Source organism: Pseudomonas sp. QTF5 (assembly GCF_000512695.2).
Lineage (GTDB): Bacteria > Pseudomonadota > Gammaproteobacteria > Pseudomonadales > Pseudomonadaceae > Aquipseudomonas.
The window spans coordinates 258,672-272,184 of sequence record NZ_AZRW02000001.1 but is presented as its reverse complement, the minus strand read 5'-3'; the positions used below and the strand labels follow the sequence as shown (position 1 = coordinate 272,184).

Below are 13,513 nucleotides of genomic sequence, written 5' to 3'. Positions count from 1 at the left end.
TTAGGATTCTAAACAATTCACTGTTTAGATAACTTGCCTTGTATTGTTAAGAACTCTAAACTCGACGAAGACAATGGAGACAACCCCATGACCTACGACGAAGCCCTGAAACATTTCCGCACCGGCCGCGCTATCGGGGACGCCCTTCGCGTTACTGGTAGCCGGGTATCGCAATGCCGTACAGCGGGCGGGTTTTCTTACCCAATGCAGTGCGTTCTGGAGAAAGAGTCAGGCGGCGCGCTGGTTGCTCGGCGCGAAGACGACCCGGCCCAAGCGCTCAACGACACGGCCGCCTAACTCGCTGAACAAATGATCGCTCAAGCCCTGCAAGGGCTCCACGGAAACAAATTTGAGGTTTTACGAATGGAAGATTTCTTGAGGGCTTGCCACACCACCGTCAAGGAAAGCGGGGCAGAGGAACTGGCGGGGAAAATGTGCATGGCACACGTGAGCCTGCTTCAGCGCTCGAATCCGGACAACGCCGCGCATCACCTGACCATTGAACATTTGTTCGGCGTGCTGCTTCACACCCAAGACATGCGCCCGTTGATGGCGCTCGCCGACCAATTCGGTTTCGACCTAGTGGCTCGCGAGAAGCCAGTCGCTAAGCCGCTGATGGTCGCGCTGGGTCATCTCTCCGCCGAGTGCGGCGACGTGGGTCGATTGATTTTCGATGCAACCGCAGACAACCACATCAGTCAGCACGAAAAGGCTCAAGGGGAGAAAGCGATCCTCGAGGCAATAGATGCGCTTCAAGTTTTGCGCGAATCACTGAGGGCAGCCTGATATGGCGCAGATCGAGCTGCGCCAAGAAGGCTCAAGCGTCTTCATGTCCGGCATGAGTTTGTCTGATCTTTTCAGCAGCCTTGAAGGCTGCGAAACCCATTCGACCATCGGCATTGAGCCCTTTGCCGTTCGACACACACCAGGCTCTGAACTCATCCGGGCTTGCGTGAACTTTTATGACAACCCCGCCTTTGCGCAGGATGTTCTCGTACATCTCTGTCGCACGTTTTTGCCACTTGGAGTAGCTGGTGGGCATCACGGTCGAGTCTTCGAAAATCGCGATGTACTCAGCGTATTGAGCCGTGTTCCTGAACCACAACATGCCTACGGCACTGATTCCCATCCGTTCCATCTGAATCTCCTGGTAACTGCTTTGCGTAAGAACTTTGCAGCGTACCAGCGAGGTTCAGACCTTAGTAGTGCCGGTAAATCGCAGGCATAAAAAAACCGGGCTGCAACCCGGTTCTTTCAACAACGATAAAACAATGTGAGCCCATTATGAACACGATCGTTGCTCCAAGCAATACGGTCACCATGTCGAGCCGGGAGATTGCCCGGCTCTGCGAAAAGGAACACAAGAACGTCAAGCGGGACACTCTGAAGATCCTGCGGGCACTCAATTTAGATCCGCTCAGTTTTGAGCGCATCTATCTCGACGACCTCAATCGCAGCCAGACCGAGTACGTCATTGATCGCGGCGTCACTGAGACGCTACTCACCGGTTACAGCATTCCGCTTCGTCATCGTGTCGTGACACGTTTGCGCGAACTCGAAAACGTGTCACGACACGATGTTTCGATTCCAACCAACTTGCCCGAGGCTTTGCGTTTTGCCGCATTGCAGGCTGAACAGAATCTCGAACTCCAGGCGGTCATCCAAAAGCAGTCGCTCAAGGTCGAGGCCCTGAATCGTCTCGCCAATACCCAAGACGCCATTTGCATCACCAATGCCGCGAAGCAACTCGGCGTTGGCCCGCTGAAGCTGTTCAAGTGGATGAAGGACAACCGCTGGATCTATCGCCGCACGAACTTCTCCGGATGGTCTGCCTACCAGCCACGCCTATCTTCCGGCTTGCTCGAGCACAAGTTGGTCAAGGTGGGGGATGGGGAAGGGCAGGAGCTGAAAGTCGTTGAACAAGTGATGGTGACCCGTCGCGGCATCGTTGCGTTGGCTGAACAAATTCAAGGAATCGCGCTGTGAGCGTTCAAGCAATGACCTGGGCGCTCGCTTTGCCCAAAGCATCACTCGAAAATCCAGCCGCCCGGCATGTCTTGCTGTGCTTGGCCAACTACGCCGGCAGTGATGGCCGTGGCGCCTTCCCGTCAGCGTTAACCCTCAGCAGTGACACCGGTCTTTCTGAACGTACCGTCCGCTCCAAGCTGGACGAGTTGGAGGCGTTAGGTCTGATCAAGGAAGGCAATCAAGCTATTGCTGCCGCCTATATCGATCGCCGTGATCGTCGGCCAACGGTGTATGACCTTCAGCTCTCACGGGGTGCAAATGCTGCACCTCGTATAAAGCGGGGTGCAAATGACAGCACGGGGTGCAGCTCAGAACAGAACGGGGTGCATCTCACGACAGAACGGGGTGCAGCAGCTGCACCCAATACGTCACTTAACCATCAAGTAACCGAAGAGCAGCAGCGCGAGATTGCGGAGGTCATCGCCGAGCAAGATCGAAAAGCACTTGAGCTTGTCGATGCTCGCCAACGCTTTGCCATGTTCGCCACCTGGGAGCCAGCAGAGAACGCTCTGGCTGATCAACTCGCCATTGCTGGTTTGCCGGCTGATTCCGTAACTTCGGAACGGATCGCCGGTTTCAAGGGTTTCTACGTGGCCAAGCCCTCCACCGTTGAGAGCGCTGGGGGGTGGTGCTTCCGATTGATGAGTTGGATTAAACGTGAGCGGGTACTTGCCGCTGGCAACGCAGTCGGAGTTGAGCCAGCTGCTGAAGGCAACTGGGCTGCCAAGGGGGTGGTGTTGTGAATGGACCGAAACGAGCGGGCTACCTTGTGGCCACACGCAAAACAGACCCGAGCTACACATACACCCCGGAACCTACTGGCGCGGTTGAAATTGATCCAGCGACCCAGAAAGTGATCGATGAACTTTTTCTTCGGTTGCAGGGTGCCTGCGGTGCGTGGCGTCAGTCTTGGCCCAACCAACAGATCATGGATGCGTCCAAGCTTGAATGGCTCGCCGAGTTCATGCGCTCCGGGATTCATTCGATGGAACAGATACGTCATGGGATGCGCGTCGTCAGTGCCAGCAAGTCTGCTTTCGTGCCGGCTCCAGGTGTTTTTGTCAGCTGGTGTTTTGCTCCGGAGGGTCTGGGCCTTCCCGGCGTCGAGATCGCTTACTCACAAGCGCTCCGCAACTCGCACCCAGGCATGGAAGGGAGGGGTAAGTGGTTCCATCCGGCGATTTATCACGCCACGGCTGCAGCTGGCTTTCACAGTCTGCAATCACTCAGCCGGGAGCTGGGCATCCTCCGCTTCGAACAGAAGTATCTGGAGCAGTGCCGGAAGATTTGGCGCGGCGAAGCTCTACCACCTGTTCCCGTTGCGCAGTTGCCCGCTCCCGGTCGAAGCATCACCCCTGAGGTTGGTAACGGCGCTCTTGCGTTGCTACGAGCTCAGCGTGGAGGTGCTGCCCGTGGCTGATCCAATACTTGCTGTGCCAGACCCAGCTCTCTATCGGTACGCCGTGCACTGCTGCTCTTTCAAAATGGACCTCGGTTCGTATCCAGACCATGCCGTCGCGCTCTTCGCCCAAGAAGACATGGCGAAAATCTACGGTGCGAGGATGTGGCCAGGTACGTTCCAGGTGGTCGATCTGCTTGCTAAAAAGGAGGCCTCTGTATGAGTGCTGAAATCAAAACTCTAACCGTGAAGTTGTCGGATGCCGAGATCGAGCGAAACGCCAAGAAGCTTCACATCCGCGATCTGCGGGATGCCAGCCACCCGGCGTTGCACTTCCGTTTCGCGAAGAACCGCGCCCGAGGCTCCTGGTATTTGCTCAGCAAGCGCACCTGGCACCGTATCGGCGGATTCCCGGACCTTAGCACCAAGCAAATCGTTGCTGTGCTGCCGGCCACTCGCCTGCGCGTCGCCGCCGGTGAAGGTTCGACCATTTCGAAGTGGGTCACCACCGGTGAGCTGCTGGACTGGTACGCAGAGCGCATGGCCCGCGACCGCAACCTATCCGATAAGCGCAAGAAGACCGGCGCCTCGGCGATCAAATGCCATCTGATCCCGCGCCTGGGCGGCCTGCCGCTGACCGACATCAGTAAGGCAACCCTCGACAGTCAGCTCATGTGGCCGCTGCAGGAAACACTTTCGCTCGACTTCGTGCGGCTGATTTTCGGTCTGCTGGTGGTGGCGTGCCGCAAGGCCTTCGCTCTGGACCTGATCACAAACAATCCGCTGGAGGGCATCAAGTTCAGCGACTTTTCAAAGACCAAGATCAAGGTCAAGCCGTCCCGCTTGCGTGGTGTCCAGTTGCAGGAACTGCTGGATCAATTGGCCCGGGTCATAACCACTAATCAGCCTGACGCCATGCTTGCGCTGATGATGCTCTGCCACGGCACGCGCATCGGGGAAACCCGCATGGCTCGCTGGTCGCACATCAGCTTGGCTGAGCGTGAGTGGTTCATTCCGGCCGAGCACACCAAGACCCGAGTTGAGCACCATCTGCCGCTGACTGAGCAGGTGTGCAAGATCCTTATCCGGTACCGCGAGAGTCAGCAGGCCCATGGTTATGACGGCCAGTTTCTGTTCCCTGCACGTAATGGCAAAGCGCTCAGTGAAGGGCAAGCCAGCGCCGTATTCACCCGTCTGGGTCAGGGCGAGTGGACCAGCCACGACCTGCGCAAAGTGGCTCGGACTGGATGGGCCGATATTGGCATCGACCACCTGATCGGTGAGCTGCTGATTAATCACGCGATGGGCCACAACGTGAAGGTGTACATCCAGTCGGACGTGATGGCTCGCAAGCGGGATGCCCTGGAGCAGTGGCACGCGCATCTAGATACGAAGGGCTTTGACCAGATTCATATGTTGACCGGCGTTAGATTCGGAGATTCCGGTAAACCTCTGGAGGCCGCACAGGACAACGCCTGCAAGGCTAATCAAGAATCAACCATAGGCGAGGTTTCAAATCATGCAGAAGGCACGGGTGCCTGGCTTTAAGCGAGAGCGGATCGAGCTGGAGTCTTGCTCGATCTGCGAGGGGAGAGCGGTAGTGAAAGGGGTGTTTTATGAGCTGGTTTGCACTGATTGCAACGGCTCAGGTTGGGTTGTTAGGGGTAGTAAGTTGGTGCTTTCCTCAGACGAGTTGGTTACCCAGTTAAGTTTCAAGCTGCAGCAGACGCAGCGTGAAATTGCGGCATTGAAGGCCTCGGCCAACGTAGCCATGTCACTACACGAAAAATCGAACCGCCTGGGGGCGGGCGGCACAAATTACACAGGGGATTGAGAGCATGATGATTCGAAAGCCGGCAGGTCGACCATTGGGAGACACCGAATACCTACTTGAGCAGTGGGGCTGGTGGCGGATGGATGGAATGGGAGTGCCTGGTTACACATCACCGACTCTCGCGCTAATGCGCCAAGCGGTAGCACAGCCGGTGGCGAGCAAGAACTATTGCATCACGGACGATTGGGCGATTGCGATTGACCATGCAGTTGCCAGGTTGTCACTGCGAGATCAGCAGATGGGCGACATAATCTGGCTATATTTCGGTGCGAAATGGCCGATGGTTCGTGTGGGCAAGCACTATGGCATTAGCGAAGGCAAGGCCAGAGAGTTGGCAAGGGCAGGGGCTGCTTGGATTGACTGCGCTGTGAGTGACATCAGAGCAGCTGCTTGACGTGAGTAGCGAAACCGTTTTTAGCCACCCGAAAAAAGACCTTTTCCGCGCGGAATAGATTTGTTTTTATAGCAGCGTGTATTGCTGTGAACGCAGCTAGACGCTTTCAAGAACCCGGCCATCGAGTCGGGTTTTTTGTTCCCATTTATAAGCCCTGCCGTCGAGCAGGGCTTTTTCGTTTTTCGGCCCCATGCCTGGCTCTTTGCTTCAAGCGGATGACAGTGACATGGAGGCCGGACCTATTCGAGGACTACAGATGAATACAGAGCATCAAGCTCTCGCCGATGTCCCCCTTTGGCTGTTGGTGTTATTGAGCATGGCCGGTTTGTCCGGAGAAATGCTAAGGGCTTCCGGAACCGACCTTGGGCTTCGGCAGATCCTCCAAAGAGTGGCCTTGCGCTTTCTCGCGTCTGGCCTACTGGGTATGGCCACGTTGCTGCTCGCGATGGCGCTGTGGAGCAACATCTACTTGGCTGCTGGCTTAGGCATCGTTACTGCGGTGATCGGTGCAGACGTGGCGGGCGGTCTTTACACCCAGTTCCTGGCTAAGAAAGCCGGTATTAACTCCCGTAACTCATAGGGAGGTGAGGGGGGGAAATGTTCAAGCTCGACATCGGCGTCAATGACGCACCGCTGACCAAGTCGGCGATGGAGTTGCAGCGGCGGCATATCCCCTTTGCTCTGGTCCTCACCGCGACGCGCCTGGCCCAGCGGGTCAAGGAAGGCGAGTTGTCGGTGCTGAAAAAGCGCCTGGATCGGCCAACCCCGACCACGCTCAATAGCCTGTTTGTCAAGGCAGCGACGACCAGGGGCAAGCCCGCGCAGGTCTATTTCAAGGACCAATGGACGTCAGGCATACCGGCCGACACCTACCTGCAACAGGCGGTGTTCGGTGGCTTGCGGCCGCATAAGCGCTTTGAAAAGTCGCTGATCGCACGCGGCATCATGCGGGCAGGCCAATATGCGCTGCCGTCTGCATCGTTCCTCAATCAGTACGGCAACGTATCGCGGGGGACGATGACCAAGGTGCTGTCCGGTTTAGGCGCGGCCGAGTCGGGTCGCGGCTATGCGGCCAACGCCACGGACAGCAAGCGCAGCATGAGCAAGGGCAATAGGCGCTTCTTTGGTGGTGTGGTCGGTGATGAGACGGGTGTCTGGGAGCGAATGAACACGAAGTGGGGTGATGCTGTTCGACCCGTGTTCATCTTCAGCGATGGCCCGCCGGGTTATCGCACCATCTTCCCGTTCTTCAAGATCGCGGAAAACATCGTCAAGGCCAACAAGGACCAGGAGTTTGCCGGCGCGCTGGGGCAAGCCATGGCCACGGCCAGGCCCTGACCCGTCGACCCCGAGAAAGATCGAAAAGATCCGGTTTTCGTGCGTTTTTCGCTTGACGGTCGGGGTTTGGTCGGGGCTGGCCCGTGGGCAATGGGTCCTCCCGGGGGGGTGGGGCATAGGGGGTAATTCGGGCCCCGCTCTTTCGCTATGTATGAGGCATTTTCAGAGGTTGGTTGTTGTTTAGTTATGGCCATTACTTCGATCGCACGAAAGCCGGGCTGGCTTAACAAAAAGCAGATGGCCGAAAGCTTGGATATTTCTGTCCAGGCCTTTGATAAATGGGGCGTCGAGCCGGTCGCCAAGATCGGACGCGAGTCGTTTTATGACGTGCGTTCGGTGCTGGATAACCGGCTTAAACACCAGGGCGACAAACAACAACCGACCGGACCTGACGGCGAAATCATCGACCCGCTCATTGATTACCGCTTGCAGCAAGAACGCCTGCGCCTGACGTCGGCCCAGGCCGATGCCCAGGAGCGCAAAAACCAGGTCCAGGAAAAGGAGCTGGTGCCCGTGGGTTTTATGGTGTTTGCCCTGGGTCGTTTGTCCGCCCTGTTGGGCTCGAAGCTGGACACCATTCCCAAGAATCTAAAACGCAAACATCCCGACCTGGCCATCCGGCATATGGAAGGGATCGAGCGCGAAATTGCCGTTACGCGTAACGAGGCGGTTGGGTTGTCCGAAGCCATACCGGAGATTTTGGATGACTACATCGCCACCCTGGATCAGGGGCCTGGCTGAGGCCGTTCGCCGGGGACTTGATTCGCTGTACAAAGAACCGCCGATGACGGCGGTGGAGTGGGCCGACAAGCATTTTTATCTGTCGTCGGAATCCTCCTACCAGCAAGGGCGCTGGGAGACGGCCGCGTTTCAGGTGGCCATTCTCAACGCCATGGGCAACGACCTGATCCGGGTGTTCAACCTGCACAAGTCGGCCCGCGTTGGTTACACCAAGATGTTGATGGCGAACATCGGCTACAAGATCCAGCACAAAAAACGCAACGTGCTGAGCTACTGCCCGACCGATCCCGACGCTGACGAGCTGATGAAACGGCACGTCGACACGATGATTCGTGACGTACCGGTGCTGCTGGCCTTGGCGCCCTGGTCGGGCAAAAAGAACAGCGACAACACGCAAGACGCCAAGCGTTTCGACAACCAAAAAATGTTGTGGTGCCTGGGTGGCAAGGCGGCCCGCAACTACCGGGAGAAAAGCCCGGACGAGGTGATTTACGACGAGCTGTCGAAATTCGACCACGACATTGAAGGGGAGGGCTCGCCGACTTCCCTGGGCGACAAGCGCCTTGAGGGGGCGACCTACAAGAAATCCATACGCGGTTCCACGCTGGGCATTGCCGGGCAATGCCAGATCAGCCGAGCGGCCGAGAAGTCGCCGCACTTCTTACGCTTTCACATCAAGCCGCCCTGCTGTGGCGGCGAGCAATACCTAAAGTGGGGCGGCAAAGACGACCCCTATGGGCTCAAGTGGCGCAAGGACGAACTGGGCGAAGTCGAAAGCGCCTGGTATCTGTGCGAGCACTGCCAGGGCGGCACCTTCGAATATCACGAGATGGTCGAGGCGTCGAACACCGGCCGGTATATCTGCGATTACACCGGCATCTGGACCCGCAACGGCATGGAGTGGTTCGGCAAGAATGACCAGCCGATCAACACCCCGCGTTCGGTCACGTTTCATATCTGGACGATCTATTCGACGTTCACCACCTGGGTCGACATTGCGGCCGAGCGGCTGGAAGTCGGCAAGGACCTGGGCAAGCTCAAGACCTTCGTCAACACCACCCTGGGCGAGGTGTGGGAGGAAGACCAGTCGGAGAAAGTCAGCTGGGAGCAGCTGCGCGATCGTCGCGAGCGCTATCACGCGCAGGTGCCTGGCCGAGGCGTGGCGCTGTTCGGTTCCGTCGATACCCAAGATGACCGCTATGAGGGCCGAGTCTGGGCGTTTGGCGCTGGTGAGGAAAGCTGGCTGGTACACCGGTTCATCTTGTATGGCGACCCGGCCAGCGTCGAGTTGCGGCGCAAGGTGGGCATCGAGCTGCATCGCCAGTTCATGCGGGCCGATGGTCAGGTTATGGGCGTCGAGCGTTGGTGCTGGGATGCCGGCGGCCACTATTCCGATGAGGTCCGGGCCGAGAGCCGCAAGCATGGCGTGCACTGGGTGATTCCAATTTTCGGCGCAAGCACCTACGGCAAGCCCATTGCCAACATGCCGCGCAAGAAAGAGAAGAAAAGCAAAACCTACCTGACCGAGGTGGGCACGGATAACGCCAAAGAGCTGATTTACAACCGCTTGAAGTTGCCGCCCAACGGCGACCAGCCGGTGCCTGGCTGCGTGCACTTCCCGCTCAATGACGACATTTGCGACGACGACGAGCTGAAACAGCTCACGTCCGAGACCAAGAAGTGGGTCGTGATTAAAGGGCGGCGGGTGTTCCGCTGGGATGCCAGCAAGAAACGCAACGAGGCCCTGGATAACTTCGTGTACGTGCTCGCGGCCTTGCGAATCAGTCAGCAGCGTTTCGGCCTGGACCTGGACGAGCTGGCCAAGGGGCTGCCGCAAGCCCACGCCCAGCCCGTCGACGAGCCCGACGACGAGCAATCGGAAATCGAGCAGTTGGAAACGGCCGCTGAGCCTATCGAGACAACCGCCCCGGCCCCCGTGCCGGAACCGGCGGACCTTCAACCCGCAGCTGAGCCGGCGCCTGCCGGTGGCTGGATCACTACAGGACAAGGCGCATGGCTGTGAATGCACAGGCGATGGTCGACCGCTATCTGGAGGCCGAATTGGCCGTGCTGGAGGGCAAGGAAATTATGTTCGCCGGCCGCAAGCAGGTGATGGCCGACTTGCCGCAGATTCGCGCGGGTCGGCTGGAATGGGAGCGCCGCCTGGCGGCACAGCAGAATGCCGCCGCCGGGGGGCGCCCGGGTTATTCCCTGGCGACGTTTGAATGAGCCGCATGAACCTGCTCGATCGCGTCCTGGCGCCGGTGTTTCCCGGGGCTGTGGCCCAGCGCTTGCGGGCGCGCAATGTGATTCAGGCGTTTGAAGCGGCGGACGTGACCCGCACGCACAAGGCTAAAAAACAGTCAGGCAGTGCGAATAAATCGTTACAGAAAGCGGCGGTGTCCCTGCGCGAGCAGTGCCGCAAGCTGGACGAGGATCACGACATTGTCACCGGCTTGTTTGATCGCCTGGAGGAACGCGTGGTGGGTGGCCCAGGCATTTCAGTCGAGCCCATTCCGCTGACGCATGCCGGCGATGTGCACCTGGACTTTGCCGCCGCGATCAAGTCGGCCTGGTCGGAATGGTCGCTGTCGCCGGAAACCTCGGGCGAGTTGTCGCGGCCGCAGATGGAACGCCTGATGTGTCGCACCTGGTTACGCGACGGTGAAGGCCTGGCGCAAATGCTGATCGGCAGAGTGGCCAACTATGAGCATCTGCATGCGGTGCCGTTTGCCCTGGAGCTGCTGGAGCCCGATTACCTGCCGTGGAGTTACACGGACCTGGCCAAGGGCATTGTCCAGGGCATCGAGCGCAACAGCTGGCGACGGGTCAAGGCCTTTCACCTGCTCAAGCAACATCCGGGCGATGGCATGGGCTACGGGCTGACGCTCGATACCAAGGCCGTGCCGGCCGATCGGATGATTCACATCGCGCACCGCAAACGGATTGGCCAGAACCGTGGCCAGCCGTTGTTGCACGCGGTGTTGGTCCGTTTGGCGGATATCAAGGATTACGAGGAAAGCGAGCGAGTGGCCGCGCGGATCAGTGCCGCGCTGGCCATGTACATCAAGAAGGGCACGCCGGATGACTTCGTGCCCGCCAAGACCACGGCGCCGGAAAGGACCTTTCCGCTGGCGCCAGGGGTGGTGGTCGACACGCTGTTGCCGGGCGAAGACGTCGGCATGATCGAAAGCAATCGACCTAACCCGTTTCTGGAGGGCTTCCGTAACGGTCAGCTGAAGGCGGTGGCGGCCGGCACCCGGGGCACTTATTCCAGTGTGGCCCGCAGCTACGACGGCACCTATTCGGCGCAGCGTCAGGAGCTGGTTGAGGGGCAGTTGGGTTACGACCTGTTGCAACACGAATTCATCGACTACTGGTGTCGCCGGGTGTACCGCGAGTGGTTGCGGATCGCGATTGTGAGCGGCGTGCTGAAAGTGCCGGGTGACGTCGATCCGCGCACCGTTTACGGCGCGATCTATCAGGGGCCGGTGATGCCCTGGATCAACCCGGTGCATGAGGCCAACGCCTGGAAAATTCTTGTGGAGGCGGGCTTCGCCGATGAGGCCGAGGTGGCTCGGGCGCGTCAGCGCAACCCTCAGGAGCTTAAACGCACGCGAACGGCGGAGATTCAAACCAACCGGGAGAAAGGGCTGGTTTTCAGCTCGGACGCCTATCACCTGTACTACGGGAAGAACAAACCCGATGAAAAGAAAGAAAAGTAAGCCGCTGCTGTCGCCCAGGGCGTCGGTCGCGGGCGTCAGTGGTCAGTCGCAAAGCTGGTATTCCATGCGCGCGGCGGCCGGTGTCGCTGAGCTGCGCATTGAAGACGAAATTGGCGCCTGGGGCATCACCGCCAAGCAGTTCGCCAAAGACCTCAAGGCGCTGGGCGATGTGTCGCTGATCAAGCTGTACGTGCAATCACCGGGCGGCGACGTGTTCGACGGCCTGGCGATTTACAACATCCTCAAGCATCACCCGTCCCGCGTAGAGGGCACCGTGGGCAGCCTGGCGGCGTCCATGGGCAGCGTGATCCTGATGGCCTGTGACGTGATCAGCATTCCAGAAAACGCCGCGATCATGGTGCACAAGCCCTGGGGTATTCAGGGCGGCGACGCCGACGACATGCGCAAGTATGCCGACCTGCTCGATCAGGTTGAGGGCTCGCTGGTCCAGGCCTACATGCTCAAAACCGGCAAGACCGCCGAAGACATCCATGCGCTGCTCAACGCTGAAACCTGGATGTTTGGCAGCGAAGCGGTGGCGGCCGGCTTCGCTGACAAGGTTCTCGATCCGCTCACGGCCTTTGGCCAAATCAATTCCAACCGCATTCAGGAGTTCACCAATATGCCCCCCGAGTTCAAGGCTCAATTCAACCCGCGCGGTTCGGTTACCCCGCCTGCACCTGCACCGGCGCCGGCTCCCGCTCCCGCGCCGGCCCCCAGCGGTTCGGTCCTGACCCCGGAGCAGATCCGGGCGCAGGTGATGGCGGAAAACACCACCCGCCGTAACGAAATCACGGCGGCGTTTGGTGGTTTTGGTACCGGCCATGCGGAGCTGCTCAACACCTGCCTGAACGACATGGAGTGCAGCGTGGCCGTGGCCCGTGAAAAGCTGCTGGTCGCCCTGGGAGCGAACACTACCCCGACCGGCGGCCCAGGTGCGCGTCACCCCGGCCATGTCGGCAACGGCAACCTGGTGGGCGATTCGGTGCGGGCGTCGTTGGTCAGCCGTACCGGCCAAGGCGAAGCCCAGGCGGATAACGCCTATAACCATATGAGCCTGCGCGAGCTGGCCCGTGCGTCGTTGCAGGATCGCGGCATTTTGGTCGGCTCGCTGGCCCCGATGCAGATGGTTGGCATGGCGTTTACCCATGATTCCAGCGACTTCGGCAACATCCTGATCGACATTGCCGCCAAGTCGGTGTTGCAGGGTTGGGAGGAAGCCGCCGAAACCTTCCATCTGTGGACCAAAACCGGTCGCCTGAGCGACTTCAAGACCGCCAAGCGCGCCGGCATGGGCGAGTTCACCAGCCTGCGCGAAGTGCGCCCGGGCGCTGAATACAAGTACATCACCACCGGCGACCGTGGCGAAACCATTCGCCTGGCCACCTACGGTGAGCTGTTCTCGATCACCCGCCAGGCCATCCTCAACGATGACCTGGATCAGCTGACCACCGTGCCAAGACGCATGGGCGAGGCCGCACGCGGCACCATTGGTGATTTGGTGTATGACACCCTGATCAACAACCCGACGATGAGCGACGGCAAGGCGTTGTTCGAAGCGTCGCACAAGAACCTGTTCACCGGTGCCGGTTCGGCGCTGTCGATCGATGCGCTGAGCAAGGCCAAGACCGCCATGGCCCTGCAGAAAGGCCAGGTTGATAAGGACTCGAAAGAGCGGGCCCGTACCTTGAACATCCGCCCAGCCTTCGTGCTGGTGCCGGTGGCACTGGAAGACAAGGCCAAGCAATTGATCCGCTCGGCGTCGGTACCGGGTGCCGACACCAATGCCGGCATCGACAACCCGATCCGCAACTTTGCCGATGTGATCGCCGAGCCGCGCCTGGACGATGCGTCGGCGACTGCCTGGTACATGGCGGCCAAGAAGGGCAGCGACACCATCGAAGTGGCGTACCTGGACGGTGTCGAGCTGCCGTATCTGGAGCAGCAGCAGGGCTTCACCATCGACGGTGTGACGTCCAAGGTGCGGATTGATGCCGGCGTGGCGCCGCTGGATTCGCGCGGCCTGAACAGGTCGAACGGCGCCTAATCGCGCA

General features: G+C 59.2%; 17 protein-coding genes. 16 read left to right on the top strand and 1 reads right to left on the bottom strand.

The window, feature by feature from the left end; translation table 11 throughout:
* The first annotated feature begins 87 nt into the window (after positions 1 to 87).
* Both IC37_RS01390 and IC37_RS01385 read left to right on the top strand, forming a co-directional pair.
* Positions 88 to 297, top strand: a complete 210-nt coding sequence (locus IC37_RS01390) for a hypothetical protein (protein WP_030130831.1) — start codon at positions 88 to 90, stop codon at positions 295 to 297.
* A gap of 66 nt (positions 298 to 363) precedes the next feature.
* Positions 364 to 786, top strand: a complete 423-nt coding sequence (locus tag IC37_RS01385) for a phage regulatory CII family protein (protein ID WP_030130832.1) — start codon at positions 364 to 366, stop codon at positions 784 to 786.
* 31 nt (positions 787 to 817) lie between these two features.
* Here IC37_RS01385 and IC37_RS01380 read toward each other — a convergent pair whose 3' ends face one another.
* On the bottom strand, positions 818 to 1,138 hold the full coding sequence (locus tag IC37_RS01380) for a hypothetical protein (RefSeq protein ID WP_051414839.1): 321 nt from the start codon (positions 1,136 to 1,138) through the stop codon (positions 818 to 820).
* Positions 1,139 to 1,284: 146 nt separating this feature from the next.
* Between IC37_RS01380 and IC37_RS01375 the strand changes: the two genes are divergently transcribed.
* The 14 genes from IC37_RS01375 (at position 1,285) to IC37_RS01310 (ending at position 13,506) form a co-directional block, all read left to right on the top strand.
* A complete protein-coding gene (locus IC37_RS01375) occupies positions 1,285 to 1,986 on the top strand; it encodes a phage antirepressor KilAC domain-containing protein (protein WP_256580609.1) in 702 nt (233 codons plus the stop codon).
* A gap of 11 nt (positions 1,987 to 1,997) precedes the next feature.
* Positions 1,998 to 2,771, top strand: coding sequence for a helix-turn-helix domain-containing protein (locus tag IC37_RS01370; RefSeq protein ID WP_030130835.1), 774 nt, complete (start codon positions 1,998 to 2,000; stop codon positions 2,769 to 2,771).
* Positions 2,768 to 3,448, top strand: a complete 681-nt coding sequence (locus IC37_RS01365) for a replication protein P (protein WP_030130836.1) — start codon at positions 2,768 to 2,770, stop codon at positions 3,446 to 3,448. Before IC37_RS01370 ends, IC37_RS01365 begins: the two co-directional genes overlap by 4 nt.
* The gene (locus IC37_RS30290; protein ID WP_030130837.1) at positions 3,441 to 3,650 is read left to right on the top strand and encodes a hypothetical protein; all 210 of its coding nucleotides are present in this window, start codon (positions 3,441 to 3,443) and stop codon (positions 3,648 to 3,650) included. Before IC37_RS01365 ends, IC37_RS30290 begins: the two co-directional genes overlap by 8 nt.
* Positions 3,647 to 4,975 carry a site-specific integrase gene (locus tag IC37_RS01355; RefSeq protein WP_030130838.1) on the top strand — a complete coding sequence of 443 codons (1,329 nt, stop codon included), beginning with the start codon at positions 3,647 to 3,649 and terminating at the stop codon, positions 4,973 to 4,975. Before IC37_RS30290 ends, IC37_RS01355 begins: the two co-directional genes overlap by 4 nt.
* Positions 4,947 to 5,261 carry a hypothetical protein gene (locus IC37_RS01350; RefSeq protein WP_030130839.1) on the top strand — a complete coding sequence of 105 codons (315 nt, stop codon included), beginning with the start codon at positions 4,947 to 4,949 and terminating at the stop codon, positions 5,259 to 5,261. Before IC37_RS01355 ends, IC37_RS01350 begins: the two co-directional genes overlap by 29 nt.
* 4 nt (positions 5,262 to 5,265) lie before the next feature.
* Positions 5,266 to 5,655, top strand: a complete 390-nt coding sequence (locus tag IC37_RS01345) for an antiterminator Q family protein (RefSeq protein ID WP_030130840.1) — start codon at positions 5,266 to 5,268, stop codon at positions 5,653 to 5,655.
* Between the two features lie 256 nt (positions 5,656 to 5,911).
* Positions 5,912 to 6,235 (top strand): phage holin family protein, encoded by a 324-nt coding sequence (locus IC37_RS01340; RefSeq protein WP_030130841.1) that lies wholly within the window; start codon positions 5,912 to 5,914, stop codon positions 6,233 to 6,235.
* Positions 6,236 to 6,252: 17 nt separating this feature from the next.
* Entirely contained in the window at positions 6,253 to 6,993 is a 741-nt protein-coding gene (locus IC37_RS01335) for a hypothetical protein (protein WP_030130842.1), read from the top strand.
* Between the two features lie 186 nt (positions 6,994 to 7,179).
* Positions 7,180 to 7,734, top strand: coding sequence for a terminase small subunit (locus IC37_RS01330; RefSeq protein WP_030130843.1), 555 nt, complete (start codon positions 7,180 to 7,182; stop codon positions 7,732 to 7,734).
* Entirely contained in the window at positions 7,697 to 9,757 is a 2,061-nt protein-coding gene (locus IC37_RS01325; RefSeq protein WP_030130844.1) for a phage terminase large subunit family protein, read from the top strand. Before IC37_RS01330 ends, IC37_RS01325 begins: the two co-directional genes overlap by 38 nt.
* Positions 9,748 to 9,963 (top strand): hypothetical protein, encoded by a 216-nt coding sequence (locus tag IC37_RS01320; protein ID WP_030130845.1) that lies wholly within the window; start codon positions 9,748 to 9,750, stop codon positions 9,961 to 9,963. Before IC37_RS01325 ends, IC37_RS01320 begins: the two co-directional genes overlap by 10 nt.
* Before the next feature lie 5 nt (positions 9,964 to 9,968).
* Complete coding sequence (locus IC37_RS01315) at positions 9,969 to 11,459, top strand: phage portal protein (RefSeq protein WP_033864919.1); 1,491 nt, start codon at positions 9,969 to 9,971, stop codon at positions 11,457 to 11,459.
* Entirely contained in the window at positions 11,440 to 13,506 is a 2,067-nt protein-coding gene (locus tag IC37_RS01310; protein ID WP_030130847.1) for a ClpP-like prohead protease/major capsid protein fusion protein, read from the top strand. The genes IC37_RS01315 and IC37_RS01310 overlap by 20 nt, the downstream gene beginning before the upstream one ends.
* The last annotated feature ends 7 nt before the right edge of the window (positions 13,507 to 13,513 follow it).